Annotated in this window: 20 protein-coding genes and 2 tRNA genes; 14 read left to right on the top strand and 8 right to left on the bottom strand. The window is 60.6% G+C overall.

Annotated features, from left to right (window positions below; all coding sequences use genetic code 11):
* Positions 1-50: 50 nt before the first annotated feature.
* Complete coding sequence (locus ACIROW_RS04095; RefSeq protein ID WP_402272172.1) at positions 51-2,006, bottom strand: PhoX family protein; 1,956 nt, start codon at positions 2,004-2,006, stop codon at positions 51-53.
* Positions 2,007-2,149: 143 nt separating this feature from the next.
* Between ACIROW_RS04095 and prfB the strand changes: the two genes are divergently transcribed.
* The 7 genes from prfB to ACIROW_RS04130 all read left to right on the top strand — a co-directional run bounded on the left by prfB (position 2,150) and on the right by ACIROW_RS04130 (position 9,552).
* A protein-coding gene (gene prfB, locus ACIROW_RS04100; RefSeq protein WP_402272174.1) for a peptide chain release factor 2 occupies positions 2,150-3,254 on the top strand; the annotation gives its coding sequence in 2 pieces (ribosomal slippage) (positions 2,150-2,230 and positions 2,232-3,254; 1,104 coding nt in all).
* A gap of 95 nt (positions 3,255-3,349) precedes the next feature.
* A complete protein-coding gene (gene lysS / locus ACIROW_RS04105; RefSeq protein WP_402272177.1) occupies positions 3,350-4,906 on the top strand; it encodes a lysine--tRNA ligase in 1,557 nt (518 codons plus the stop codon).
* A gap of 186 nt (positions 4,907-5,092) precedes the next feature.
* Positions 5,093-5,719 (top strand): glycine zipper 2TM domain-containing protein, encoded by a 627-nt coding sequence (locus tag ACIROW_RS04110; RefSeq protein ID WP_402272180.1) that lies wholly within the window; start codon positions 5,093-5,095, stop codon positions 5,717-5,719.
* A gap of 204 nt (positions 5,720-5,923) precedes the next feature.
* On the top strand, positions 5,924-6,934 hold the full coding sequence (locus tag ACIROW_RS04115; RefSeq protein ID WP_402272182.1) for a methionine ABC transporter ATP-binding protein: 1,011 nt from the start codon (positions 5,924-5,926) through the stop codon (positions 6,932-6,934).
* On the top strand, positions 6,931-7,593 hold the full coding sequence (locus ACIROW_RS04120; RefSeq protein WP_116432442.1) for a methionine ABC transporter permease: 663 nt from the start codon (positions 6,931-6,933) through the stop codon (positions 7,591-7,593). Before ACIROW_RS04115 ends, ACIROW_RS04120 begins: the two co-directional genes overlap by 4 nt.
* Positions 7,594-7,607: 14 nt before the next feature.
* On the top strand, positions 7,608-8,396 hold the full coding sequence (locus ACIROW_RS04125; protein WP_402272185.1) for a MetQ/NlpA family ABC transporter substrate-binding protein: 789 nt from the start codon (positions 7,608-7,610) through the stop codon (positions 8,394-8,396).
* Positions 8,397-8,604: 208 nt separating this feature from the next.
* A complete protein-coding gene (locus ACIROW_RS04130) occupies positions 8,605-9,552 on the top strand; it encodes an amino acid ABC transporter substrate-binding protein (protein ID WP_402272187.1) in 948 nt (315 codons plus the stop codon).
* 103 nt (positions 9,553-9,655) lie between these two features.
* On the opposite strand, the gene ACIROW_RS04135 is transcribed toward ACIROW_RS04130, so the two are convergent.
* Together ACIROW_RS04135 and ACIROW_RS04140 are read right to left on the bottom strand one after the other, a co-directional pair.
* Positions 9,656-9,732 (bottom strand) — tRNA-Arg (locus ACIROW_RS04135).
* An 84-nt stretch (positions 9,733-9,816) separates the two neighbouring features.
* A tRNA-Pro gene (locus tag ACIROW_RS04140) sits at positions 9,817-9,893 on the bottom strand.
* Between the two features lie 347 nt (positions 9,894-10,240).
* Here ACIROW_RS04140 and ACIROW_RS04145 point away from each other — a divergent pair.
* Together ACIROW_RS04145 and ACIROW_RS04150 are read left to right on the top strand one after the other, a co-directional pair.
* Positions 10,241-11,692 carry a DUF3300 domain-containing protein gene (locus ACIROW_RS04145; protein ID WP_402272189.1) on the top strand — a complete coding sequence of 484 codons (1,452 nt, stop codon included), beginning with the start codon at positions 10,241-10,243 and terminating at the stop codon, positions 11,690-11,692.
* 246 nt (positions 11,693-11,938) lie between these two features.
* Entirely contained in the window at positions 11,939-13,588 is a 1,650-nt protein-coding gene (locus ACIROW_RS04150; RefSeq protein ID WP_402272191.1) for a peptide chain release factor 3, read from the top strand.
* A 79-nt stretch (positions 13,589-13,667) separates the two neighbouring features.
* Here ACIROW_RS04150 and ACIROW_RS04155 read toward each other — a convergent pair whose 3' ends face one another.
* On the bottom strand, positions 13,668-15,125 hold the full coding sequence (locus ACIROW_RS04155; RefSeq protein ID WP_402272193.1) for a Ppx/GppA family phosphatase: 1,458 nt from the start codon (positions 15,123-15,125) through the stop codon (positions 13,668-13,670).
* Positions 15,126-15,335: 210 nt separating this feature from the next.
* Here ACIROW_RS04155 and ACIROW_RS04160 point away from each other — a divergent pair, with 210 nt between their 5' ends.
* Entirely contained in the window at positions 15,336-16,088 is a 753-nt protein-coding gene (locus ACIROW_RS04160) for an SAM-dependent methyltransferase (protein WP_402272196.1), read from the top strand.
* 74 nt (positions 16,089-16,162) lie between these two features.
* Here the strand turns inward: ACIROW_RS04160 and ACIROW_RS04165 are convergent, their stop codons facing one another.
* The 4 genes from ACIROW_RS04165 to ACIROW_RS04180 all read right to left on the bottom strand — a co-directional run bounded on the left by ACIROW_RS04165 (position 16,163) and on the right by ACIROW_RS04180 (position 19,403).
* Positions 16,163-17,203: a S49 family peptidase gene (locus ACIROW_RS04165; protein ID WP_402272199.1), complete on the bottom strand. Its 1,041-nt coding sequence runs from the start codon at positions 17,201-17,203 to the stop codon at positions 16,163-16,165.
* Positions 17,204-17,279: 76 nt separating this feature from the next.
* On the bottom strand, positions 17,280-17,651 hold the full coding sequence (locus tag ACIROW_RS04170; RefSeq protein WP_402272201.1) for a Rieske (2Fe-2S) protein: 372 nt from the start codon (positions 17,649-17,651) through the stop codon (positions 17,280-17,282).
* Positions 17,652-17,662: 11 nt separating this feature from the next.
* Positions 17,663-18,322 carry an HAD-IA family hydrolase gene (locus tag ACIROW_RS04175; RefSeq protein WP_116435694.1) on the bottom strand — a complete coding sequence of 220 codons (660 nt, stop codon included), beginning with the start codon at positions 18,320-18,322 and terminating at the stop codon, positions 17,663-17,665.
* A 49-nt stretch (positions 18,323-18,371) separates the two neighbouring features.
* Positions 18,372-19,403, bottom strand: coding sequence for an RluA family pseudouridine synthase (locus ACIROW_RS04180; RefSeq protein ID WP_402272204.1), 1,032 nt, complete (start codon positions 19,401-19,403; stop codon positions 18,372-18,374).
* A 691-nt stretch (positions 19,404-20,094) separates the two neighbouring features.
* Here ACIROW_RS04180 and ACIROW_RS04185 point away from each other — a divergent pair.
* The 4 genes from ACIROW_RS04185 to glp all read left to right on the top strand — a co-directional run bounded on the left by ACIROW_RS04185 (position 20,095) and on the right by glp (position 26,393).
* Entirely contained in the window at positions 20,095-23,157 is a 3,063-nt protein-coding gene (locus ACIROW_RS04185) for a ribonuclease E/G (RefSeq protein WP_402272206.1), read from the top strand.
* 201 nt (positions 23,158-23,358) lie between these two features.
* Complete coding sequence (moaA, locus tag ACIROW_RS04190; protein ID WP_402272209.1) at positions 23,359-24,483, top strand: GTP 3',8-cyclase MoaA; 1,125 nt, start codon at positions 23,359-23,361, stop codon at positions 24,481-24,483.
* Positions 24,483-25,106, top strand: a complete 624-nt coding sequence (gene mobA, locus ACIROW_RS04195; RefSeq protein WP_402272211.1) for a molybdenum cofactor guanylyltransferase MobA — start codon at positions 24,483-24,485, stop codon at positions 25,104-25,106. Before moaA ends, mobA begins: the two co-directional genes overlap by 1 nt.
* On the top strand, positions 25,107-26,393 hold the full coding sequence (glp, locus tag ACIROW_RS04200) for a gephyrin-like molybdotransferase Glp (RefSeq protein ID WP_402272213.1): 1,287 nt from the start codon (positions 25,107-25,109) through the stop codon (positions 26,391-26,393).
* The last annotated feature ends 3 nt before the right edge of the window (positions 26,394-26,396 follow it).

Below are 26,396 nucleotides of genomic sequence, written 5' to 3' on the forward strand. Positions count from 1 at the left end.
CAAAAAAAAGAGAGGCCGCAGCCTCTCTTTCATAACCACTCATTAAACAATCAGATTTGCGGCGGCAGCTGCATCCCGGTCAGGTAACCGACCGTGGCGCCGAAGCGGTCCTTGTAATTGGCCCGCACCAGCGGATCCAGCGCATCCTTCACCTTGTCGTGCAGCGGCTTTTCCCAGTCGCCGGCGTGCTGGAAATTGCTCATCACGTAGGTCCAGCCGTTGATCTCGTCGACCGCGTGCAAGCCGGTCGATTCGGCGCCCGCCGGGCAGGACAGGATGCGCGACAGCTGCTTGGTGTCGACGTTGTACGCCCACAGGAAATTGTTGACGTGCATGCCGCTGTCTTCGCCGATGAACAGCGTGCGCAGCTTTTCGGAGAACTTGATGTTGTCCGGATTGGCGATCTTGTCGGCGTGGGCCAGGTTGCCGAGGATATCGGCCTGCTTCAGGTCCTCGCCCACCAGCGCGGCCGGCGGCGCCATGTCGACCGGCACCCAGGTGCTGTCGATGGCCTGGCCGGATATATCCTTCAGCCCGCCTTTGAGGTTCAGCGCATACACCGCGCCGGCCTTCGGGCCCTGCACCTTGATGCCGCCGGAGCCGTCCAGCATCGATGTCTGCACATAGGACATGGCCGAATAGGCGATCTTGTCTTTGGCATTGACGGTGGTGCCCTCCATCTTGGTGAAACCGAGGCTGCCGCCTTTGAGCGCGGCATAGCGATGGGTTTCCAGGAAAGCGGCGGCCTGCTCCATGCCCGGCTTCAGTTTGACCCAGTTGGTTTTGCCGTTGAACGGGATCTTCGTGTAGGAAGCGTCCTGCGGATCGCTGGTCTTGACGTCCATGATGTCGGCGGCCTTGAGCTTGTCGGCCAGCACCTTGATCTCGGCGCTGGTCGCGTGACCCAGGCGCACCCAGCCGAGCGTACCGGCGCCGGGGCCGACGCCGGAAGTTTGCGTCCACGTGGCGACATACAGCGTGCCGGCCGACAGATCGGCTTCGCGGTCGGCGATGAACATGAACAGGCCGCCGTTGGTGGCGTCATCCCCCATCAGCACCGTGCGGCGATCCGGCATGACCTGCACCAGTTCGTGCGAGATGCGGCCGAGACAGTAGTGCTTGACCACGCTGCCGCTGCCGTCGGCGTGCACGGTGATTTCAGGCAGATGGCCGTAGTGGTAAGGATTGGCGCGGGCGACGTCGCCGAACAGGTTCTTGCTGAACGCCTGGAATTGCACGTTGCTCGCGATGGCGGCGGCGTCCGGTTCGTACTCTTCGCTCGACAGATGGGTGTTCCACGGCGACAGGCTGGCGCCGCAGGTGATCCACAGGCCGTTGACGGAGGACGTATCGACATTGTGATACTTGACCAGCGAGAGCTTGCCGGTGGCCGGGTCCTGGTCCAGCGTCAGCACCGCGATCGGCGACGGCAACTGGCCGTACATCGCGGCCTGCTTCTGGTCGCGCGTGGTGTATTCGAACTGGACCACGGCGAACACCGCATTGCCCCTGACGCCGGCCACTTGCGCGCCCTTGATCGTCAGCAAGGACGAGCCGTCCGGGCAATCCGAGAAAAAGTGGCGCTCCTTGTCCGGCACCGAGCGATCGATGATGGGCTGGTTGTTGATGTCATAGTAGCCGCCGGCCAGCAGCTTGCCGCCCTTGCCGTCCGGCACCATGTCGCCGGTCACGAAGAACGGCTGGTAGGTCAGCTGATAACTTTGCTTAGCACCGTCGCGGAACACCACGTCCAGGCTGGACGCCACCGTGGTGGTCGCCATCGCAGCCGGATTCGCCAGCGACGGCGCCGCCATGCCGCTGAACGAGGCCGAGGCAAAGCCGCTGCGATTGGGCACTGTGGCGCAACCGGCCAGCAGGCCCGACGCGGACAGCGTCAACGGCAACAGCGGCGCGGCGGCGAAGACTTTGAGCAACTCACGGCGCTTGGGCTGGATTTCAGCGCCATTCGGGGAGGATGTGCTGGTCTGCTGGGTGGCTGATTTCATGGGCGTTTTTCCTTTTTGACAATGCCTGACAGTTACCTGACGGAATCGCGTGATGCTAATCGCCCAACATGACGCCTTTGTGACAGGAGATATCCCCTCCCACTCTTGTATAATGCGAGGTTTGGTTTGCAAAAGACATAATCATGGAAGCAGAACGCCTCAATTCCCTCCAATCCCTGCTGGACGACCTCGCGGTGCGTGCAGCTGAATTACGGAGGTATCTTTGACTTCGATGTGAAGTCAGAGAAACTCGACCAGGTCAACGGCGAATTGGAAGATCCGGAAGTCTGGAACGATCCCAAGCGCGCGCAAGACCTCGGCAAGGAAAAGAAATCCCTGGAAAACATCGTCCATACATTGATCAAGATCGACGGCGACCTCACCGACACGCGCGACCTGTTCGCGATGGCGCGCGAGGAAAAGGACGATGAAACGCTGGAAGCCATCGAGGCCGACGCAGAAACCATCAAGGGTCTGGTCGAAGGCATGGAATTCCGACGCATGTTCAGTAATCCGATGGACCCGAACAACTGCTTCATCGACATCCAGGCCGGCGCCGGCGGCACCGAAGCGCAAGACTGGGCATCCATGCTGCTGCGCCAGTACCTGCGCTATTGCGAACGCAAGGGCTTCAAGGCAGAAATCATGGAGCAGTCCGACGGCGAAGTGGCCGGGATCAAGACTGCCACGATCAAGGTCGAGGGCGAATACGCCTACGGCTTCCTGCGCACCGAAACCGGTGTGCACCGCCTCGTGCGCAAGTCGCCGTTCGACTCCGCCAACGGTCGCCATACTTCGTTCTCAAGCCTGTTTGTCTATCCTGAAGTGGATGAATCCTTCGAGATCGACATTAATCCGGCCGACGTGCGCGTCGATACCTATCGCGCCTCCGGCGCCGGCGGTCAGCACATCAATAAAACCGACTCCGCAGTGCGCCTGACGCACGGCCCCAGCGGCATCGTCGTGCAATGCCAGAACGATCGCAGCCAGCACCGCAACCGCGCCGAGGCGTGGGACATGCTGCGCGCCAAGCTGTTCGAACTGGAACTGCGCAAGCGCATGAGCGAGCAGCAAAAACTGGAAGACTCCAAGACCGACGTCGGCTGGGGCCACCAGATTCGCTCGTACGTGCTGGACCAGTCGCGCATCAAGGATCTGCGCACCAACTTTGAAATGGGCAACACCAAGGCCGTGCTGGATGGCGAGCTGGACGGTTTCATTGCCGCATCGCTGAAACAGGGCGTTTGATCATCGTCTGATAATCGTCTGATTCCGGCCGCAGCGGCATGCTGCTGCGGCCCGACATCTTTTCTGCCCATTCTTACTAACGAATTCCCGACATCATGACCACACAAAACGACAACGCCGGACAGCAAGCGCAGCAACAGCCGCCGGTGGACGAAAATACCATCATCGCCGAACGCCGCGCCAAGCTCGGCGCGATCCGCGAACAAGGCGTCGCCTTCCCGAACGACTTCCGTCCTGAACACAAGGCGGCCAACCTGCACGCGCAATACGGCGAACTGGACAACGAGGCGCTGGAAGCCAATCCGGTCAAGGTGTCGATCGCCGGCCGCATGATGTTGAAGCGCGTGATGGGCAAGGCTTCGTTCGCCACGCTGCAGGATTCTTCCGGCGCGCGCGCCGACGGCCGCATGCAGCTCTATGTCACCAACGACGTCACCGGCGAAGCCGCGCATGCCGCCTTCAAGCATTACGACCTGGGCGACATCCTCGGCGCCGAAGGCACGCTGTTCAAGACCAAGACCGGCGAGCTGTCGGTCAAGGTGACCGGCCTGCGCCTGATCACCAAGTCGCTGCGCCCGCTGCCGGACAAATTCCACGGTCTGTCGGACCAGGAAACCAAGTATCGCCAGCGCTACGTCGACCTGATCATGAGCGAAGAAACACGCCGCACCTTCAAGGCGCGTACCGCCGCGATGTCGTCGATCCGCCGCTTCATGGAAAAGAACGACTTCATGGAAGTCGAAACGCCGATGCTGCACACCATCCCCGGCGGCGCGGCGGCCAAGCCTTTCATCACGCATCACAATGCGCTGGACATGCAGATGTTCCTGCGCATCGCGCCTGAGCTGTATCTGAAGCGCCTGGTGGTCGGCGGCTTCAACCGCGTGTTCGAAGTGAACCGCAACTTCCGCAACGAAGGCGTTTCGCCGCGCCACAATCCTGAATTCACGATGATGGAATTCTATGCGGCCTACGTCGATTACCAATGGCTGATGACGTTCACTGAACAAGTGATCCGCCAGGCCGCCATCGATGCACACGGCACCGCGACGCTGACCTACCAGGGCCGTGAACTGGATCTGGCCAAGCCGTTCCAGCGCCTGACCATCACCGGCGCCATCAAGAAGTACGCGCCGGAATACACCGACGAGCAACTGGGCGACATCGACTTCCTGCGCACCGCGCTCAAGAAGTTCGGCGTCAAGACCGACCAGGCGCCGTTGGCCAAGGCCGGCATCGGCGCGCTGCAACTGGCGCTGTTCGAAGAGACCGCCGAATCGCAATTGTGGGAGCCGACCTACATCATCGACTACCCGGTTGAAGTGTCGCCGCTGGCGCGCGCCTCCGATACCGTGGCCGGCATCACCGAGCGTTTCGAGCTGTTCATCACCGGTCGCGAAATCGCCAACGGCTTCTCCGAGCTCAATGATGCCGAAGACCAGGCCGCGCGCTTCCAGGCGCAAGTTGCCGCGAAGGACGCAGGCGACGAAGAAGCCATGTATTACGACGCCGACTACATTCGCGCGCTCGAATACGGCATGCCGCCGGCCGGCGGCTGCGGCATCGGCATCGACCGCTTGATGATGCTGATCACCGATTCGCCGAACATCCGCGACGTCATCCTGTTCCCGCATCTGCGCCGCGAAGATTGATCGAATCACTGCAACAAGCCTGAAAAAACCGACAACCCGGCAAGCGCCTACAAGGCCTTTCCGGGTTGTCCTACATTGGCCTTACAAATTTTCACAACTGACACACTATCTTCCTTTTTTCACTGAACTTAGTCCTCCATAATCTCCTCATACCTGCACTACAACACCAATACGAAGAGGCTCATCATGGAAGTCGTCAAATCCCCAAGTCGCATTCATCCCCTGGTAGCCACCGCCGCTGTCGCAGTGACTCTGGTCAGCCTGGTTGGCGTCGCCGCCATCACCGGTCTGCTGCCGACATCCAACAGCAGCGTCGCGCCGCAACAAGCCATCTCGGATGCAGCCAACGCGCCGCAATCGCAACAACCATTGCCGCAAGCGCAAAACAACTCGCAACCTGCACCAAAATCCAACTACGCGCAGCAAGCACAATCAAACAGCAACAGCTATGGCAACCCTGCTCCGGCGGCGGTGGCACGTTGCTCCACCTGCGGTGAAGTCCAAGCGGTGCGCGCAGTTCAGCACACGCCTAAAGCCAGCGGTGTCGGTATCGTCGCCGGCGCCGTGCTCGGCGGCGTGCTGGGCAACCAGATCGGTAACGGCAATGGCCGCACACTCGCAACCGTAGCCGGCGCAGGCGCCGGCGGCTATGCCGGTAACGAAGTCGAAAAACGCAGCCGCACCACCACTACTTATATGGTCGACGTGCGCATGGAAAATGGCAGCGTGCGCTCCTTCCCGCAGTCTGGCGAAGGCTGGCGCGTTGGCGATCAGGTGCGTGTCGTCAACGGTCATCTGACCGGCCGCGGTTGATCGTCCCGGAACAGCATCGGGAGATACTGCTACCTGCTTGATAGTACGTTTTCAGTTGAATGAAAGCCGTGTCCGCCCTGTGGCGACACGGCTTTTTTCATGGGCGCACTCATTACAAAACCGAATAAGCATCCAACTATTTATGCGTTCACGCTCTATTGCCGCACTGCTAGACTGATCTCTACTTCATTCATCTTTACGCCCGTGATTCGCATCGAGCATCTCCACAAAACCTATCAAGTTGCCAACCGGGACCTCATAGCACTGACCGATATCAACCTGCAAATCGACGCAGGTGAAATTTTCGGCGTCATCGGCCGTTCTGGCGCCGGCAAAAGCACGCTGATCAGGACGCTCAACTTGCTCGAACGCCCCAGCTCGGGCAGCATTTTCATCGAAGACGAAGACATCACGTGTTTCGACAGCACGCAGCTGCATGCATTGCGCCAGCGCGTCGGCATGATCTTCCAGCACTTCAACCTGCTCAACGCCAAAACCGTCGCCGCCAACATTGACTGGCCGCTCAAGATCACCGGCAAATACACGCGTGAACAACGCGCCGCGCGCGTCACTGAATTGCTGGAACTGGTCGGCCTGTCCGAGCAGCGCGACAAGTATCCGGCGCAATTGTCCGGCGGACAAAAGCAGCGCGTCGGCATCGCCCGCGCGCTGGCGAATTATCCGCATCTGCTGTTGTGCGACGAAGCTACCTCCGCACTGGACCCGGAAACCACGCAATCCATCCTGCGCCTGCTGCTCGACATCAACCGCAAGCTCGGTCTGACGATCGTGCTGATCACGCACGAGATGCAGGTGATCCGCAGCATCTGCGACCGCGTCGCGGTGATCGATGATTCCCGCATCGTCGAAAGCGGCAAGGTCGCCGACGTGTTCCTCCATCCCAAACACGCCGTGACGCAAAAGCTGGTGGCCGAAAGCCATGCCTTCGAACCGCAGGATGGCATCGGTCTCGAACATATCAAAGGAAAATTGGTGCGCCTGACCTTTGTCGGCGACATCACCTACCAGCCTATCCTGACCAACATCACCGCCGCCACGCAGGCGCTGATCACCATCCTGCAAGGCACGATTTCGCGCATCAAGGACACGCCTTACGGCCAGTTGCTGGTGGAGCTCAACGGCAGCGACGATGACCTCGCCAAGGTGTTCGCCCACTTCGATCACTACCAGATCCATCACGAGGTGCTGGCATGATCGATTTTTCCGTCATCGACTGGGGCGACATCGGCCAGGCCACGCTGGAGACGCTGGCCATGACCGGCTTGTCGCTGTTCTTTACCGTGCTGATCGGACTGCCGCTGGGCATCCTGCTGTTCCTCACTGCGCGCAAGCAGTTGCTGGCGCAACGCGGCGTGTATGTGGCGCTGTCGCTGGTGGTCAACGTGTTGCGCTCGGTGCCGTTCCTGATCCTGCTGATCGTGATGATTCCTGTGACCTTGCTGCTGGTCGGCACCTCGCTCGGCGTCGAGGGCTCGATCCCGCCACTGGTGATCGGCACCGCGCCCTTCTTTGCGCGCCTGGTGGAAAACGTGCTGCGCGAAATCGACCGTGGCGTGCTCGAAGCCTGCCAGGCCATGGGCGCCAAAACACATCAGATCATCTTCGGCGCGCTGCTGCCGGAAGCATTGCCCGGCTTGCTGGCCGCCGTCACGATTACCGCCATCACGCTGATGTCCTACGCCGCGATGTCCGGCGTCATCGGCGGCGGCGGCCTGGGCGACCTGGCCATCCGCTATGGCTATCAACGATTCCAGACCGAGGTGATGATCGTCACCGTTGCGGTCCTGGTAGTACTGGTGCAGTTACTGCAGTTCTTCGGCGATCGCCTGGTCCTGCATTTCACACGTAAATAAAAAAGGAGTTATCCATGTCCCGTAAATTGTCCCTTCTGCTCGCCACATCCCTGACCTTGTTCGCCGCCGTCGCGCAAGCCGCCGACAAGCTGGTCATCGCCGCCACGCCGGTGCCGCACGCTGAAATTCTCGAATTCCTCAAGCCGACGCTGGCCAAGGAAGGCGTCGACCTGCAGGTGAAGGTATTCACCGACTACGTGCAGCCTGCCGCGCAGACCAACGAGAAACAAGTCGACGGCAACTTCTTCCTTCACCAGCCTTATCTTGATGAATTCAAGAAGAGCCACAAGAACGACATCGAAGTGCCGGTGACCAAGGTCCACGTCGAACCGTTCGCCGCCTATTCACAAAAGTACAAGAAGACCGCCGACATCCCGAACGGCGCCACCATCGCGATCCCCAACGATCCATCCAATTCGGGTCGCGCCCTGCTGCTGCTGGCACGCAACGGCCTGATCAAGCTGAAGGACACCAGCAACATCTCGGCCACGCAAAAGGACATCACCGACAATCCGAAGAAACTGAAATTCCGCGAACTCGAAGCGGCAACCCTGCCGCGCGTACTGAACCAGGTTGACGTCGCGCTGATCAACACCAATTATGCAATCGAAGCCAAGCTCAATCCGGTCAAGGATTCGCTGTTCATCGAAGACGCTAACTCGCCTTACGCAAACCTGCTGGTCGCACGCCAGGATAACAAGGACAGCTCCGCCATCAAGAAATTGGCTGCCGCGCTGAACTCGCCTGCCGTGAAGAAATTCATCGAAGAGAAATACAAGGGCGCGGTGGTGCCGGCATTCTGATCGCGCATTCTCCCAATCCTCGTGAAAAAGCCCGGCATGCCGGGCTTTTTTCTTTTCTCACAGAATTAATGCACACGCAGGATAGAAAAATTTCGACTCATCCCTTTCTTTTCAATACAGGAGGAATATCGCAGGCTTTCCATACTTGAATAATACCGGTACGCATCATAAGATCAGGCGGTGCTGTAGCAGGAAAGACGGTCCCCACATGAGTCATTTGCCCTTGTTCCCTTCCCCGGCGTCAGCCTTCCGATTTCGCATCAGCCGATTCGTTGTTCTCGCCGCCTTCCTGCTGCTCGGCGCCGTAGCCGCGACAGCATCCGCACGCGACACCATCAAGAAGATCAGGGAAACCAAAACCATCGTACTGGCCTTCATGGGCAGCGTCGACAACTTGTCGCCATTCGTGGTGATCGAGCCCGATGGCGAAGTCAGCGGCTACACCATTGAGTTGTGCCGCAAGATCGTCCAGGGCATCCGCCAGGAACTGCGGATGCCTGACATCAAGATCCAGTATTTACCGGTTAATGCATCCTCCCGCTTCAGCGCCTTGTCTGACAACCGCGCCGACCTTGAGTGCAGCGTCAGTACCAACAACGCCGAACGCCGCAAGAAATTCGCCTTCACCATCCCGCATTTCTTCACCAGCGTACGCATGCTGGTCAAAGCGGGCTCCCCCATCAAGAACTGGAACGACCTACGCAACAAGCGCGTGGTGACGACACGCGCCACCGCAATGATCGACGTCATCAACAAACGCAGCAACATCCGCTACCTCGACCTGACAGTGGTGGAGCTGGATGGCGACCGGGAATGTTTTTCGATGCTGGAGCACGGCATGGCCGATGCTTTCATCATGGACGAAATATTGCTGTACGGCGCGCGCGAGAACGCGGTCGATCCGGAGAAGTTCATCATTGTCGGCACGTCGCTGTCCGTGGAGCCCTACGCGATCATGCTGCGCAACGACGATCCCGAATTCAAGAAAATGGTCGACCGGCAAATGGGCAGACTGGCCAACAGCGGGGAAATTTATCGTCTCTACGATCGCTGGTTCATGCAACCCATCGGCCCCGACAAGCGCTCGCTGGGAATGCCGATGAGCTATATCCTGCGCGACTCGCTGCGTTATCCCACCGACAAGATCACCAATTGATATACCGGAACGGCTTGGCGGATCGCATGCCCATAACGGCACGAGATGCGTCACGATGAAAAAAGCAAAGAAGGAGTGGATCTTACGAAGCGGCGCAGAGAGGTGGCCTGCCCTAAGGGAATCGAACCCCTAACCTATGGCTTAGAAGGCCATTGCTCTATCCGGTTGAGCTAAGGGCAGATCGGTGAATCAAGCAGGAATTGCTGTGCTTGAAATCGTCTTCGGAAATGAAAACGGGCTGTCTTTCGACAGCCCGTTCATGTGTGGTCGGAGTACAAGGATTCGAACCTTGGACCCCCTGGTCCCAAACCAGGTGCGCTACCGGGCTGCGCTACACTCCGAGAAGCGAGATAATATCCCGACATGGGGGTTCGGTCAACACCTTCTTCACATTTTCTTCAATATTTTTAAATTTTCTCCTATGAGCGGGGGCGAAGTTTCATGTTTTTCGGGTTCACGCAATCGTGCCGCGCGCTCCCCTGCTGGATTCGGAAGCTGAAACATTCCTTGCAGTTTGGTTACACCTTGTTGCGATTCCCTGACCGAAGATAAGGACATCTGCGCGCGAACCGCATTGCCCGAATTTCCACCTGCAGTTTTTGGGTACGGTGCAAGACTGGCAATGACGTAAATCGTTTATCACTGATTGTCGATACCTCGCGCGCTCCCCGTCCAAAGGAGAATCGCCGTGAACAAGAAAACCCTCGCCTGGATCGCCTCGGCACTTTTTTCGCTGGCATCCGGCATGTCCAATGTTTCTGCACAGGACATGAACCGTCCGCCGGCCGTTTTTACGCAGGAAGAATTAGACCAGATGCTGGCGCCGGTGGCGCTGTATCCCGATTCATTGCTGGCGCAAGTATTGATGGCAGCCACCTATCCGCTGGAAGTGGTGCAGGCGGCGCGCTTCGTCGACAGCCGCCCGGGCCTGCAAGGTGATGCGCTGGCGCGCGCGATCGCTCCCATGCCATGGGATCCGAGCGTGAAATCGCTGGCGCAATTCCCATCCGTCCTCGCGATGATGAACGACAAGCTGGATTGGACGCAGCGCCTCGGCGACGCCTTCCTGTCGCAGCAAGCCAATGTGATGGACACCGTACAGAACCTGCGCGTAAAGGCGCAGATCGCCGGCAACCTGCAATCGAGCAATCAGCAGCGCATCGTGCAGCAGGACCAGATCATCGTGATCGAACCAGTCAACCCGCAAGTCATCTATGTGCCTTATTACAATCCGACCGTGGTGTACGGCGGCTGGTGGTGGCCGCAGCGTCCGCCGGTCTATTGGGCACCGCCGCCGCGTTATCGCCCGCCCAGCTATAACGTCTCGATCGGAATTTCCTTCGGCGCCGGCACCGGCATCGTGCGCTCTGTCTACAGCGAAGCACGGCCTGACTGGCGCCAGCATCACGTATTGGTCAACAACGTACGCATCAATAACGTCAATGTCACCAATAACGTAAACCGGAACGTCGTCGTCAACAACAAACCCGTGGTCTGGCAGCACAGCCCGCGCAACGGTCGCGACGATCGTCGCCCGGATGTCGGCAACGCCTCGCGCCCCAATCCGGTGCCGAATGCCGCCCTCGCGCCCCCTCCGCCAAATCAGGGCCCACGCCCGGACCAGCGTCCCGGCCAGGCTGAACGCGACAATGACCGCGACCATCGCGGCGACCATGATCGTAACGATCGCAACGACAGGGACAACCGTCGCGACCAGAACCGGCCGGCGCAGGCGAACCTGATGGCGCCGAACAATGCACCGACTGCACAACGACCGGCTCAGGCACCGGTGCCTCAATTGCAGGCGCCGCAGGCCCGCCCTGCTCCTGCGGCACCTGTTGCATCTCCAGCGCCCGCTGCACATCAAAATCGTCCGGAACGCCCGGAGCGTGCCGAGCGGCCCGACAACGTGCCACGTCAGGAGCATCGGCCGGAGCCGCAAGCAGCACATCGGGCCCCGCCACCCCAGATCCAGGCAGCTCCACGCCCCGAGCCGCAAGCGCAAGTTCAGCGTCCGGCCCCCGCCGTCCGTACCGCGCCACCGCCACAGGAACGCCACGAACAAGCCCAGCGGCCCGAACCACGGCCTCAGCAACGCGAGGAGCGCCCCGACCGTACGGATCGTCCCGACAGGAAATAGTGCCTGCCTGAAACCGGCGACCTGTCGCCGGAACCGGGAAAATGGCCGCGAATACGCTATAATCGCGGCTTCCGAGACGTGACCAGGCGCCGAGTGCGCCGGGAAACAAAAGGGTTGGATCTTCCAGCCCTTTTTCTATTTCTGTCACATACCCATGAACGACAGCAGCGCCGCACGCCGGCTGCTTGTCGTGCTGGGCGCTCACCGCTTTCAACGCCTTCGACCTACCGACTCACGATGCAAGACATGACTCCCGATTCCGCGACCGAAGACTCCGGCTCGAACAGCAAGGCCCCGCTTGAACTGATCGCGCGCGAAGTTGCGCGCCGCCGCACCTTCGGCATCATTTCCCACCCCGATGCGGGTAAAACCACGCTGACCGAAAAGCTGCTGCTGTTCTCGGGCGCGATCCAGCTGGCCGGCACCGTGAAGGCGCGCAAGAGCGGTCGCCACGCCACCTCCGACTGGATGGAAATCGAAAAGCAGCGCGGTATCTCGGTGGCCAGCTCGGTCATGCAGTTCGAATACCGTGACCACGTGGTCAACCTGCTCGACACCCCGGGCCACCAGGACTTCTCGGAAGACACCTACCGCGTGCTGACCGCGGTCGACTCGGCGCTGATGGTGATCGACGCCGCCAAGGGTGTGGAAGAACAGACCATCAAGCTGCTCAATGTCTGCCGCATGCGCAACACGCCGATCATCACGTTCATGAACAAGATGGACCGTGAAACGCGCGACCCGCTGGAACTGCTTGACGAGCTCGAATCGGTGCTCAAGATCCAGTGCGCGCCAGTAACCTGGCCGATCGGCATGGGCAAGAGTTTCCGCGGCGTGTATCACCTGCTGCGCGACGAAATCATGCTGTTCAAGGCCGGTGAAGAACGCGCCGACGGCAATGTCGAAATCATCAAGGGCATCGACAATCCCAAGCTGGTCGAGATGTTCCCGCTGGAGATCGAACAGCTCAAGATGGAAGTCGAACTGGTGCACGGTGCGTCGCATCCGTTCGATCTGGACGATTTCCTGGCCGGCATCCAGACGCCGGTGTTTTTCGGCTCGGCCATCAACAACTTCGGCGTGCGTGAAATCCTCAATGCCCTGCTCGACTGGGCACCGGCACCAGGCAGCCGCGACGCCACCGTGCGCAGCGTCGAACCGAAGGAAGCCCCGTTCTCCGGCTTCGTCTTCAAGATCCAGGCCAACATGGACCCGGCCCACCGCGACCGTATCGCTTTCCTGCGCGTGTGCTCGGGACGCTTCGAGCGCGGCATGAAGCTCAAGCACCTGCGCCTGAATCGCGAGATCAAGGTGTCGTCGGTCGTCACTTTCATGGCGTCCAGCCGCGAGCAGGTGGAAGAAGCCTACGCCGGCGACATCATCGGGCTGCCCAACCACGGCAACATGCAGATCGGCGACAGTTTCTCTGAAGGCGAGCTGCTGCAGTTCACGGGCATTCCTTACTTCGCGCCGGACTTCTTCCGCGTTGCGCGCATCCGCAATCCGCTCAAAATCAAACAGCTGCACAAGGGCTTGCAGCAGCTCGGCGAAGAAGGCGCGGTGCAGGTCTTCAAGCCGACCAACAACGGCGACCTGATCCTCGGCGCGGTCGGCGTGCTGCAGTTTGAAGTGGTGGCGAGCCGCTTGTTGAACGAATATGGTGTCGACGCCGTGTTCGAGGGCACCAGCATCAGCAGCGCGCGCTGGGTCACTTGCGACGACAAGAAGAAGATGGCCGATTTCGAGAAATCGTCTGCGGGTTTCAATCTCGCGTACGATGCGGCCGGCAACCTGGCCTACCTGGCGAGCTCGGGCGTGAACCTGCGACTGACCCAGGAACGCTGGCCGGAAGTCACCTTCCACGCCACGCGTGAGCATGCCGCCAAGCTTGACTGAATTGACCGAAGCTCTGCTGCAGCAATAAAAATCCCCGCCAGGTGCGGGGATTTTTTATTGCGATGCGAGCGAGCCTGCTTCAGGCATTCACGCGGATGGAAAAATCAACGCCGATGCCGCTCCACCACTCCTGCTCTTTCTGCATCCAGTACGACACGGTTGGGTGATCGCGCAGCCAGTCGCGCTTGATGTCGATGTCAATGCGGCTCTTCATCTTGAGGCGGACGTCGTCGAGATCGAGCGTGATGTGGGCGTGCATGAACATCACCGCCAGTCGCAGCGCCAGTACCGCCTTGGCGAAGTCCGGATCGGACACCACTTCGCCGATCTTGCGCAGATTGCCCTTCTGACCGAGGATCAGCGTGCTCATCACACGCTGCTCGCGTGTCGTGAAACCGGGCAGATCGGCGTTGGCGATCAGATAGGAGGAATGCTTGTGGTAGCTGCTCTGCGACACGATCAGGCCGGCTTCGTGCAGCAAGGCGCTCCAGTTCAGGTACTTGGCGTAGGCTTCGTTGCCCGGCTTGAGCATCTGGAAGAAACCGAGTGCAGTCTCGGCTACCTGACGCGCGCGCAGTTCGTCGATATGGAAGCGTCGGCTGAAATCGTCCACCGATTGCTCCCGACGATCACGCTGGGTGGCGCGTAATTGCAAGTCCCACATCACGCCCATGCGCAGGCCGGCTTCAACCGGCGAGATGACCGAGATATTGAGCTCCTGCATCAGGCCGATCAGCACCGCCAGGCCGCCCATGATGACCGCGGCGCGGTCGGGCTTCATGCCGGCCAGTTCGATATGGTCGACATGGCCGAAAGCGATCAGGCGCTGCTTCAGTTCTTCCACGCTCTCAGGCGTGACGCGACCGTCGCCCATGCCGTTCTTGGCGATCGTGTCGGCGATCGCGCGCATGGTGCCGGACGAGCCGTAGACCTTGCTGCGATGCTGGGCGCCGAATGGCACCACGGCGTCTTCCACGTGCGAGCGCGCCGACAGGATGGCGCGCTCGAACGCGGCTTCATTGATATAGCCGTCGCCGAAAAAAGCCTGGCTCTGGTTGACGGTGCCGATGCCGAAGGACTCGACCCGGCGCACGTCGCTGCCATGGCCGAGGATGACTTCGGTCGAACCGCCGCCGATGTCGATCACCAGGCGATCTTCGTCAGGCAAGGCCAGTGCGCCGGCGACGCCCATGTAGATCAGACGGCCTTCTTCTTCGCCGGAAATAATTTCCACCGGGTAGCCGATCGCGCGTTCGGCGTCGGGCAGGAATTCATGCGCATTCTTGGCCACGCGCAAAGTATTGGTCGCGACCACGCGCACGGCGTCGAGCTGGTAATCGCGCAGGATGGTGCGAAAGCGGGCCAGCGATTCGACCGCGCCGGCAATTGCCTGCGGCGTCAGCTTGCCGTTCTTGTCCAGACCGGCCGCCAGGCGAATCGGATCGCGCGCGCTTTTGACGACACGTATGGTGTCGCCTTCATGCTTGCCGATATGCAGGCGAAAGCTGTTGGAACCAAGATCTACTGCTACAAACATTCATTCCCTTTCGGAGGGTGTTAGGGCCTGGTGGAAATTATTTAGCTAATTTCCGTCTCTGCCGAACCGACACAATAGTTGGCTAGCATGACAGTTTCATGACAACCGTATAAGACTTGTCCTGCAATTGCCCGGCAAACCCCGCGAAAGCTCGCGGGCGACGGTGAAATCAGGTCTAATAGCGCCAGCCCTTATTTTAACGACTTAGACATGCCCGGTATTCTTTATCTTGTGCCCAATACGCTGGGCCCCGCCGATACGGCGGACAGCAATGTGCTTGCGTCCATCCTGCCGGCCGAGGTGCAGGCGCTGGCCGCGCGTCTCGAGTATTTCATCGCAGAAAACGCCAAGACCACGCGCGCCTTCCTGAAATTGGTCAACGTGCATCATCCTCTGGCCAGACCCTTGCAGGAAATCCGCATCGCCGAGCTCAACGTCAACACCGAAGCCGCTGCGCTGCCGGCTTTGCTGGCGCCGCTGCTGGCAGGCCAGGACGCTGGTCTGATCTCGGAAGCCGGCGTGCCTGCCGTGGCCGATCCCGGCGCCAATCTGGTGCGTCTGGCGCATCAGCACGGTATCCAGGTGCGCCCGCTGGTGGGGCCGTCGTCGCTGTTGCTGGCGGTCATGAGCAGCGGCCTCAACGGCCAGAGCTTCGCCTTCAACGGCTACCTGCCCACCGACGCCGCGCCACGCGCCAAACGCATCAAACAGCTGGAAGATCGTTCGCGCCAGGAAAAGCAGACGCAATTGCTGATCGAAACGCCCTACCGCAACGGCGCCATGCTGGAAGCGCTGGCCACCACCTGCAATGGCAGTACGCTCATCAGCGTGGCCACCGACCTGACCCTGCCGACAGAAGCGATCCGGACGCAGACTGCGGCCAAATGGAAGAGCGAACTTGGGGCCGGCAATACGCCTGATTTCCACAAGAAACCGACGGTGTTCCTGCTGCTGGCGGATTAACAACCAACGCCGGAAAACAAACAGCCGGCGGAGATGCCATCATCTCCGCCGGCTGTTTTACGTGAACTGCAGAATCAGCGTAGTTGCAAACCGTTGCTGCCCACCATCGATTTGGCGACACCGCTGCCGACCGCCACGCCGAACTTCTTGAGCACGCGCTCAGGCAAGCCTTCGGTCTGCGTGTAGTCAACCAGGTCTTCCGCCTTGATGACGTCGCGCGCCACGCTGTCGACGGTGCCGAAGCCGTCGGCCAGGCCCATCTCAACCGCCTTGGACCCGGTCCAGAACAGGCCGGAAAAAGTTTCCGGCGTTTCCTTCAGGCGCTGGCCGCGGCCCTTGCGGACCACGTCGATGAATTGCTGATGGATTTCGTTGAGCATCTGCTGCGCGTATTCCTTCTGCTTCGGATTCTGTGCGCTGAACGGATCGAGGAAGCCTTTGTTCTCGCCCGCCGTCAGCAGACGGCGCTCGACGCCGACCTTGTCCATCAGGCCGGTGAAGCCGAAACCGTCCATCAGCACGCCGATGGAGCCGACGATACTGGCCTTGTTGACGTAGATCTTGTCGGCCGCCGCAGCGATGTAATAACCGCCGGATGCGCACATTTCCTCAACCACGACATACAGCGGCTTCTTCGGATACTCCTTGCGCAGGCGCACGATTTCATCGTTGATCATGCCGGCCTGGACCGGGCTGCCGCCGGGGCTGTTGATCTTGAGGATCACGCCCATCGAATCGTCGGCGGCGAATGCCTTGTCCAGCGCCGGGATCACCGCTGCGGCCGAACCACGGCCTTCGGCTTCGATGGTGCCGGAGATTTCGACCAGCGCGGTATGGGTGCCAACCGGCTCCGCTTCCGACTTGGTGTAGTTGAAAGCGCTCCAGACCACGAACACGAACACAGCCAGGCCGGCGATCTTGAAGAAGATGCTCCAGCGACGACGCGCGCGCTGTTCCTTGACGGCGAACAGCGCAAGCTTTTCCAGCACGTCGCGCTCCCAGCCGCCCTTCTTTTCTTCCGCAGCTGCGGTCGCGGTTGCACCGGAGGTAGGCGGCACCGGCTCAGCCGGCTTGGGTGGCTGCGCTTCAGGATTCTCAAATTCGTTATTGCTCATATCGTCACTCGGAACGGCAGCCTGCAGATGCCAGCTTATGCACTACTGGCGAGGGCTGCCGGGGTTCCCGCATGGCTTATGCCAGCGCGGGCCTTACATAATCATCGGGCGCCCAGAAGATGGCGCCGTCTTTTTCAAACACCATGATCTTACGCAAACGCGCGCCGGTACAGGGGCCGCCTTCGCATTTGCCGGTATCGGGCGCATATACCGCGCCGTGTGTTGCGCACATGAGATACAGGCCGCTGGATTCGAAGAACTCACCTTCGGACCAGTCCAGTTCGATCGGCACGTGGGCGCAGCGGTTCAGGTAGCCGTAAACGGCGCCGCCGTAGCGCACCACGAAGCCGGTGGCGTCGTCGCCGTGCACCGATACCGCGAAACGGCGGCCTTTGCCGCCCTCCTCGATGTCAGCCGAGGCGCATACCGGGATCAACACTTCTTCCATAGCCAAGTTTCCTAAGCGTTGTCATTGAGCCATTGATGCAGCACTTTGATGGACCCGGCGGAATACAGCGGATTGAGCGCCTGCAATTGTTCCACCGGATGCGCGCCGAATTCTACCGCAACCCCGGCTGCACCTGCATTAAGCGCCATCTGTAAATCGTGGGTGGTGTCGCCGATCATCAGCGTGCGGCCCATTTCCTGGCCAAGTTCACGTGTGAGTTCCTGCAACATGGCCGGATGCGGTTTGGAAAACGTCTCGTCGGCGCAGCGCGTGGCGTCGAAGACCGACAGCAGATTGGTGCTGTTGAGCGCGCGGTTGAGGCCGACGCGGCTCTTGCCGGTGGCAACGGCGAGGAAATAGCCTTGCTGTCCGAGGTCGTCGAGCATTTCGCGCACGCCGTCGAACAGGCTCAGGTCTTTGTCCTGGCCCAGGTAATGGTGGCGATAGCGCTCAACGATGCGCGGATAGTATTTCGGATCAACGTCCGGAATCGCCGCCTGCATCGCGTCCTGCAGGCCCAGTCCGATCACGTAGGAAGCGGCGCTCTTGTCGGGAATCGGCAGACCCAGATCGCGCGCGGCGGCCTGGATGCAACGTACGATCGTCGAGGTGCTGTCCATCAACGTGCCATCCCAATCGAAGACGATCAGGTCAAATTGCTTTCTTGCCATGTTTCACTTTTCAACATATTCAAAAATCGTGTGCCGGCCCGCGGTCCGATCAAACTGCGAACGCCGCATCAAGGCCTTCCAGGCTCTTGAGGAAGCGCTGGCATTCGGGCGGCAAACCGGCCTTCAGGGTCACCGTCTTGCCGCTGTCGGGATGCGTAAAGCTGATCTGGTGCGCGTGCAGGAACATGCGCTTGAACGCGATGCGTTCGCCGTCGGCCTTCTGCAAGGCCTTGTTCAGCGGAAAGTCGCCGTACTTGTCGTCGCCCACGATAGGAAAACCGCTGGCCGACAAATGCACGCGTATCTGATGAGTGCGACCGGTTTTCAGTTCTGCTTCCAGCAAAGCGAACTCGCCATAGCGCCGGATCAGGGAAAACACGGTGTGCGACGCCTGACCATCTTCCTGCACCCGCACGCGACGCTCGCCCTCAGCAGTGCTGTACTTGTGCAGCGGCAACTTGATGTGCTGGCGGGCGTTTTTCCAGTCGCCGTGAATCAGCGTCAGGTAGCGCTTGTCCGTCACGCCGTCGCGCATCTGCTCATGCAGGTTGGTCAGCGCCGAACGCTTCTTGGCGAGCAGCAACACGCCCGACGTGTCGCGATCGAGCCGGTGCACCAGTTCCAGGAATTTGGCGTCAGGACGCGAGGCGCGCAATTGTTCAATGACGCCGTAGCTGACCCCGGAACCACCATGCACGGCCACGCCGGCCGGCTTGTCGATGATCAGCAGGTGATTGTCTTCGAGCAATATCTTGAATTCGGCGCCGGGGGCGACCGCCGCTGATGCCTTTTCGGCAATGCGGATCGGCGGCACGCGCAGGATGTCCCCGTCTTGCAGACGATAAGTCTGGTCGATACGGCCTTTGTTGACACGTACTTCGCCCGAACGCAGGACACGGTAGATATGGCTTTTGGGCACGCCTTTGCAGACGCGCAAGAGGAAATTGTCGATGCGCTGACCGGCTTCCTCTTCCGAAATCGTGAGCAGCTGGACTTGCGGCGAAGCAGGTGCAGATTGGGTCGACGCGGGTGATTCAGGCTTTTCAGGCGTCTTCCCAGAAAATCTCGCTAAGTCCTTCATTTTGAATATATAATCGCTCGACGCTGGTCAGAAAACCGGTGTCAGTGTAAGAATAAAAAAGACCATTCTACACAGAGGCGTCTTCATCAGCCTCGCTAATTTGCAAATTTGATGGGGGGAACCACGAAAAATCGCAGCATGCGGCGACAGGGTCCTGTCGGCAAGCCTCGTACATCCTACGAAGACATGTGGACGCGACATTTCTCCGCGCGATTGGACGGTTCCTTAAAAACGTGTACGCATCATCCCTGCGCGAGTCCAGTTTGCACCGCAGTTGCAATCGGATAACGCACTTGGATGTTGAACAGATGTGCTTGGATTATCAGGATAAAGTCTGGCAAGACCTTCAGTTGAAAAACGGAGTGCTTGCCGGTTGATGCAAGTGAACCCGATTCGCCGATTTGCCGATTTGCCAACTTTTAGAATAATGCTTCGTTTGGCTCAAACATATAGCTTACCGTCCACAGTTGCCGTGACCGCTCCATGCGGAACGGCGCGCGTGGATACGGAGCTGCTCGGCTTCCCGGTTCACCGCATCCGCGCCCCGTTGTGCATGAGTGCCGCCACCCCGGCGCGCTCCACACACTAAGGCAATTCCCTCCCCCAATCACTTCGTTCTCGCGTACATCCTTGTACTTTTGATGCATTCATCGTGCGTCAATAAAGCGGCCTCAGTGCCACGGAGTGAAACATGAAACGTATGTTGTTCAATGCTACGCAGCAGGAAGAATTGCGCGTAGCCATCGTTGACGGTCAAAAGCTGATCGACATCGATATCGAAGCCACCGGACGCGAACAGCGTAAATCCAACATTTACAAAGGCGTCATCACCCGCATCGAGCCATCGCTGGAAGCCTGCTTCGTCAATTACGGCGAAGAGCGCCACGGCTTCCTGCCATTCAAGGAAGTTGCCCGCACCTATTTCAAGGAAGGCATCGACGTCCGCAACGCTTCCATCAAGGAAGCCCTGCGCGAAGGCCAGGAAATCATCGTCCAGGTTGAGAAGGAAGAACGCGGCAACAAGGGCGCAGCCCTGACCTCGTTCATCTCCCTGGCCGGCCGTTACCTGGTCCTGATGCCGAACAACCCGCGCGGCGGCGGCGTGTCGCGCCGTGTCGAAGGCGAAGATCGCCAGGAACTGCGCGAAACCATGGACAAGCTGGACCTGCCCAACGGCATGTCCGTCATCGCCCGCACCGCAGGCATCGGCCGCAACGTCGACGAACTGCAATGGGATCTGAACTACCTGATGCAACTCTGGCGCGCCATCGAAGGCGCCGGCCAGTCCGGCTCCGGCGCTTTCCTGATTTATCAGGAATCCTCGCTGGTGATCCGTGCGATCCGCGACTATTTCCAGCCTGACATCGGTGAAATCCTGATCGACACCGACGACATCCACGAGCAAGCCCAGCAGTTCATGGCGCACGTGATGCCGGACATGGTCCATCGCGTCAAGCGCTACCACGACGACGTGCCGCTGTTCTCGCGCTTCCAGATCGAGCACCAGATCGAAACCGCGTACTCACGCACCGTGCCGTTGCCTTCCGGCGGCGCCATCGTGATCGACCACACCGAGGCCCTGGTCTCCGTCGACGTCAACTCGGCGCGCGCCACCCGCGGCAGCGACATCGAAACCACCGCGTTCTACACCAACCTTGAAGCCGCCGACGAAGTGGCCCGCCAATTGCGCTTGCGCGATCTGGGCGGTCTGATCGTCATCGACTTCATCGACATGGAAAACGCCAAGAACCAGCGTGAAGTCGAATCGCGCCTGAAAGACGCCCTGCACCACGACCGTGCCCGCGTCCAGATGGGCAAGATCTCGCGTTTCGGCCTGATGGAGTTGTCGCGCCAGCGCCTGCGTCCGTCGCTGTCCGAAGGCAGCCATGTGACCTGCCCACGCTGCAACGGCACCGGCCACATCCGCGACACCGAATCGTCCGCATTGCAAGTCCTGCGCATCATCCAGGAAGAAGCGATGAAGGAAAACTCGGCCGCCATCCACGTGCAGGCGCCGGTCGACGTCGCCGCTTTCCTGTTGAACGAAAAACGCGGCGAAATCCTGAAGATCGAAACACGCCACCGTGTGACGGTCATCATGATCCCGAACAAGCATCTGGAAACACCGCATTACAAGCTCGAGCGCATCAAGCACGACGATCCGCGCCTGGACGACGCCCAAGCCAGCTACGCCATGGCCGAACAAGCCGAAACCGACATCGGTTACAGCAAGCGCCAGAAGGAAGACGTCAAGCCGCGCCAGGAAGCAGTCGTCAAGGGCATCACCCCTGACCAGCCTGCCCCTATCGTCGAACGCAAGGTGGCGGCACCGGTGGAACAGCCGCCGACGCTGGCGCCTGAGTCGGGCTTCTTCAGCAAGATCTGGAGCTTCTTCCGCACCAAGCCGGTCGAAGCGACGCCCGTCGCCGCAACAGTGGAAACCAAGACCCCGCAGCAAAAACGGGATCACGCCGACCGCAACAGCCGCAACCGTAATGGTCGCAATCGCAACGGCCGCAATCGCAACGAGCGCGAAGAGCGCGACGGCGCAGCACCTGAGAAAGCCGCCCGCGACGAATCCGGCAAGCAGGAATACGAAGGTAAGCCGGCCCGTCCGCCACGCCCACCGCGTGAACCGAAGGAAGCCCGCGAACCACGTGAGCCGCGTGAAGGCGCAGAAGGCCGCAGTGATCGTGAGCCGCGCGAACCGCGTGAACCACGCCAGCCGCGCGAAGGCCGTGAACCGCGTGAGCCGAAGGAAGCCCGCGAACCACGCGAGCCTCGTGAAAACCGCGAGCCTCGCGAAGGCAGCGAAGCACGTGAACCACGTCCACCGCGCACGCCACGTCCACCACGCGAAGAGCGCAAGGACCTGCCGAAAGCGGAAGATGGATTGCCATTGGAAGCCGCTCTGGCGAACGGTGTTGCTGTCGCACTGACCGACGTTGACGGCGCTGAAACTGCACAAGTCGCAGGCAATCAGGTTGAAGGTACAACCGAAGAAGGCGAACCACGTCGTCGTCGTCGTCGTGGCGGCCGCAACCGCAATCGTCGCGATCGTGACGGTGAAAACGGCGGTGAAAACGCCGATGGCGAATCCGCTGATGGTGCGGATGGTGAAGAGTCGGTGCAAGTTGCCGCAGCAGTTGCTCCCGCAGCTGCCGATGACAATGAGCGTCCATGGTACGAAAAGGCCCCTGCTGCAACACCAGCAGCGGCCCCTGCTCCAGCTCCTGCTGAAGCTCCGGTTGCCGTGCAAGCTGCTCCGGCAATTGAAGCGCCGGCCGAAGCTGCGCCTGCACCGGTTGCTGTGACGCCTGCTCAGGAAACGGTAGCCGCTGTCGAAGCGCCGGCCCCGGTCGTCGCGGAACCAGTAGCTGAAGTTGCTCCGTCCGCGGCGGTTGCCCCCGTCGAAGCGCCTGCCCCGGCAGCCGTGGAACCGGCTCCTGTCGCACCGGTAGTTGCATCAGCGCCGCAAGTGGTTGAAGCGGCTCCGGCAGTTGTAGCTCCGACGCCGGCTCCGGCACCAGTTGCTGCAGCTCCTGCTCCTGCAGCCAACGGCAAGCAATGGAATGACCTCAACGACATGCTGTCGTCAGCCGGTCTGACCTTGGCCAGCACCGATCCGGAAAAACTGCGCGCTGCCCAGGCCGCCGCAGCCCAGATCGTGCCTGCGCCGCGCGTGCCGCGTGAACGCAAGCCATTGCCGCCGCAATCGACTGAACCGCTGGTCCAGGTCGAAACCCGTCGTTGATGCCTTAGCAAGCACAAGCATCGCGCAGCAAGGAAAAAAGGGAGTGAAAACTCCCTTTTTTCTCGTCTGCCGCCGGCTGAATGTGCATTTGCATCATTGCAAAACAGCAAGTAAACACTATCTTGTTTTGGCACTGTACCGGGATCGCCCCGACCGCTCTGTACACTGCCGAATTTTCCAGCCCATGCTATCGTAGCGAGTATGAACAACCGCATCATTCCGATCATCGACGAACGCTTGAACGGCAGCTCCGCAGCCGTCCCGGCGCTGCTGGAGGCGCCGTCCGGCTTCCTCGCCGATGCCTTGATGCGTCCATTGCACGACCTGCGCATTTCGGTCACCGACCGCTGCAACTTCCGCTGCGTGTATTGCATGCCCAAGGAAGTGTTCGACAAGGACTACAGCTTCCTGCCGCACTCGTCGCTGCTGTCGTTTGAAGAAATCACACGCCTGGCAACATTGTTTGTCGCTCACGGCGTCGAGAAAATCCGCCTGACCGGCGGCGAGCCGCTATTGCGCAAGCACCTGGAACGCCTGATCGGCATGCTGCACGCATTGCGCACGCCCGACGGCCGCGAGCTCGACCTGACCCTGACCACCAACGGCACCCTGCTGGCGCAAAAGGCGCAGGCGTTGAAAGACGCCGGCCTCAAGCGCGTGACCGTCTCGCTGGATGCACTGGACGACGCCAATTTCAAGCGCATGAACGATGTCGACGTCTCGGTTTCGCAGATCCTGCACGGCCTCGATGTCGCGCACAAGGTCGGCCTCGGCCCCATCAAGATCAACATGGTGGTCAAGAAAGGCGTCAACGATCATGAAATCCTGGCGATGGCGCGTCACTTCAAGGACACGCCGTTCACCCTGCGCTTCATCGAATACATGGACGTCGGCAGTTCGAACGGCTGGCGCATGGATGAAGTGGTGCCGTCGAGCGAAGTGATCCGCCGTATTCACGCTGAACTTCCGCTCGAAGCGATCGACGCCAACTACACCGGCGAGACCGCACAGCGCTGGCGCTATAAAGACGGCGGTGGCGAAATCGGCGTCATCTCCAGCGTCACCCAGGCGTTTTGCCAGGATTGCAGCCGCGCGCGCTTGTCGACCGAAGGAAAGATCTACACCTGCCTGTTCGCCGGCGAAGGCCACGACCTGCGCGGCTTGTTGCGCGGTGAACGCAGCGATGCAGAAATATCCTCCGCCATCGCCGCCATCTGGGGCCGCCGCGGCGACCGTTATTCCGAACTGCGCAGCGAACAAAAAGACACGGCCACGACATCGATGCCGCAAGTGCGCAAAGTCGAAATGTCCTACATCGGCGGCTGATGGCCATGGCCGTCGTCGCTGCAATTTCCCCCGAACAGATTACCGGCCTCGTCCTGGCAGGCGGACGCGGCGCCCGCATGGGCCATCTCGACAAGGGCTTGCAGCTGTTTCGCGGCAAGCCGCTGGCGGCGCACGTGATCGAACGCCTGGCCGGCCAGACCGGCGCGCTGGCGATCAACGCCAACCGCCATCAGAGCGACTATGCGGCGTTCAATCTGCCGGTATGGCCCGACCTCCTGCCCGACTTCCCCGGCCCGCTGGCGGGCTTGCACAGCGGCCTGACGCATTGCGTCACCGACTACCTGGCCGCGGCACCTTGCGACTCCCCATTACTGCCGCCGGATCTGGTCGTATGGCTGGCGGCGGCATTGATCGAACAACAGGCCGATGCCGCCATCGCCGTCACCGGCTGTGCCGAGCAGGCGAACCTGCAACGTCACCCGGTGTTCTGCCTGCTCAGCAAAACGCTGCTGCCGTCATTGACCGACTACCTGCAACAGGACGGCCGCAAAATGGAACGCTGGTTTGCCGGCATCCGCACCGCCGAAGTTCATTTCGACGACGAAGCCGCCTTCAGCAACATCAACACGCTGCAAGAGCTGCGCCAACTGGAATCAGAATAAATGACACAACTCTCCCTCTCCGACATCGTCAGCTGCGTGTCCGGCTATGACCCGGATGCCATGACCGTGCCGCAGGCGCAAAAAATCATCCACGATTTCGTGCAGCCGATCGCCTCGGTCGAACGCGTCGCCATCCGCAGCGCGCTGGACCGCACGCTGGCCGCGGACATCACCTCGACCATCGACGTGCCCGCCAACGACAACTCCGCCATGGACGGCTATGCGCTGCGCGGGGACGACCTCGCAGCGAACAAGGCGCTGACGCTGCGCATCGTCGGCAGCGTGCATGCCGGCCAGCAGTTCGACGGCATCGTGGCCGCCGGCGAATGCGTGCGCATCATGACCGGCGCCGCCATGCCGGCCGATTGCGACACCGTCATCCCGCAGGAATTTACCGAGAATCAAACTGCTGCGGCCGTAACCATTCCGGCCGGTCGCGTACGACGCGGCGACAATCGCCGCCTGCGTGGCGAAGACCTGCGCAACGGCCAGATTGCACTGCGCGCCGGCAAGATCCTGCGCCCGGCCGATATCGGCATGCTGGCTTCCCTGGGCGTGGCCGAGATTCCGGTACAACGCCGCCTGCGCGTGGCGTTCTTCTCGACCGGCGACGAATTGCGCTCGGTCGGCGAACCGCTCGATCCGGGTTGCGTCTACGACTCCAATCGCTATACGCTGTACGGCATGCTCACGCGCCTCGGCTGCGACATCATCGACATGGGCGTGGTCAGGGATGACCCGGTCGCCATGGAAGCAGCTTTCCGCAGCGCCTGCGAACACGCCGACGCCGTCATTACTTCCGGCGGCGTCTCGGTCGGCGCGGCAGACTACACCAAGCAGACCATGACCAAGCTGGGCGACATGCTGTTCTGGAAAATCGGCATGCGCCCGGGCCGGCCGATGGCCTTCGGCCGCATCGCGTCGCATGATCGCGGCGCCTACTTGTTTGGCCTGCCCGGCAATCCAGTGGCGGTGATGGTGAGTTTCTATTTCTTCGTGCGTGATGCCTTGTTGCGCATGTCGGGTGCCGACGCCAGTCCGCTGCCGCGCCTGCAAGCGACGTCACTGTCGGCGATCCGCAAGAAGCCCGGACGTACTGAATATCAACGCGGCATCCTCGCGCCCGATAGCGACGGCATATGGAAAGTGAAGCTGACCGGTGCGCAAGGCTCCGGTATCCTGCGCTCGATGTCCGACGCCAATTGCATCATCGTGCTCGACGACGCACAGGGCGACGTCGCCGCCGGCGACCTGGTGCAGGTGGTGCTGTTCGATGGGCTGACCTGAAGC

The organism is Herbaspirillum sp. NPDC101397, assembly GCF_044767325.1.
GTDB lineage: Bacteria > Pseudomonadota > Gammaproteobacteria > Burkholderiales > Burkholderiaceae_D > Herbaspirillum.

Excerpts from the sequence above, each read along its gene's own strand:
- ACIROW_RS04095 (WP_402272172.1), bottom strand. The coding sequence starts at position 2,006 with ATGAAATCAGCCACCCAGCAGACCAGCACATCCTCCCCGAATGGCGCT.
- lysS (WP_402272177.1), top strand. The coding sequence starts at position 3,350 with ATGACCACACAAAACGACAACGCCGGACAGCAAGCGCAGCAACAGCCG.
- ACIROW_RS04110 (WP_402272180.1), top strand. The coding sequence starts at position 5,093 with ATGGAAGTCGTCAAATCCCCAAGTCGCATTCATCCCCTGGTAGCCACC.
- ACIROW_RS04120 (WP_116432442.1), top strand. The coding sequence starts at position 6,931 with ATGATCGATTTTTCCGTCATCGACTGGGGCGACATCGGCCAGGCCACG.
- ACIROW_RS04125 (WP_402272185.1), top strand. The coding sequence starts at position 7,608 with ATGTCCCGTAAATTGTCCCTTCTGCTCGCCACATCCCTGACCTTGTTC.
- ACIROW_RS04130 (WP_402272187.1), top strand. The coding sequence starts at position 8,605 with ATGAGTCATTTGCCCTTGTTCCCTTCCCCGGCGTCAGCCTTCCGATTT.
- ACIROW_RS04150 (WP_402272191.1), top strand. The coding sequence starts at position 11,939 with ATGACTCCCGATTCCGCGACCGAAGACTCCGGCTCGAACAGCAAGGCC.
- ACIROW_RS04155 (WP_402272193.1), bottom strand. The coding sequence starts at position 15,125 with ATGTTTGTAGCAGTAGATCTTGGTTCCAACAGCTTTCGCCTGCATATC.
- ACIROW_RS04160 (WP_402272196.1), top strand. The coding sequence starts at position 15,336 with ATGCCCGGTATTCTTTATCTTGTGCCCAATACGCTGGGCCCCGCCGAT.
- ACIROW_RS04165 (WP_402272199.1), bottom strand. The coding sequence starts at position 17,203 with ATGAGCAATAACGAATTTGAGAATCCTGAAGCGCAGCCACCCAAGCCG.
- ACIROW_RS04170 (WP_402272201.1), bottom strand. The coding sequence starts at position 17,651 with ATGGAAGAAGTGTTGATCCCGGTATGCGCCTCGGCTGACATCGAGGAG.
- ACIROW_RS04175 (WP_116435694.1), bottom strand. The coding sequence starts at position 18,322 with ATGGCAAGAAAGCAATTTGACCTGATCGTCTTCGATTGGGATGGCACG.
- ACIROW_RS04180 (WP_402272204.1), bottom strand. The coding sequence starts at position 19,403 with ATGAAGGACTTAGCGAGATTTTCTGGGAAGACGCCTGAAAAGCCTGAA.
- ACIROW_RS04185 (WP_402272206.1), top strand. The coding sequence starts at position 20,095 with ATGAAACGTATGTTGTTCAATGCTACGCAGCAGGAAGAATTGCGCGTA.
- moaA (WP_402272209.1), top strand. The coding sequence starts at position 23,359 with ATGAACAACCGCATCATTCCGATCATCGACGAACGCTTGAACGGCAGC.
- mobA (WP_402272211.1), top strand. The coding sequence starts at position 24,483 with ATGGCCATGGCCGTCGTCGCTGCAATTTCCCCCGAACAGATTACCGGC.
- glp (WP_402272213.1), top strand. The coding sequence starts at position 25,107 with ATGACACAACTCTCCCTCTCCGACATCGTCAGCTGCGTGTCCGGCTAT.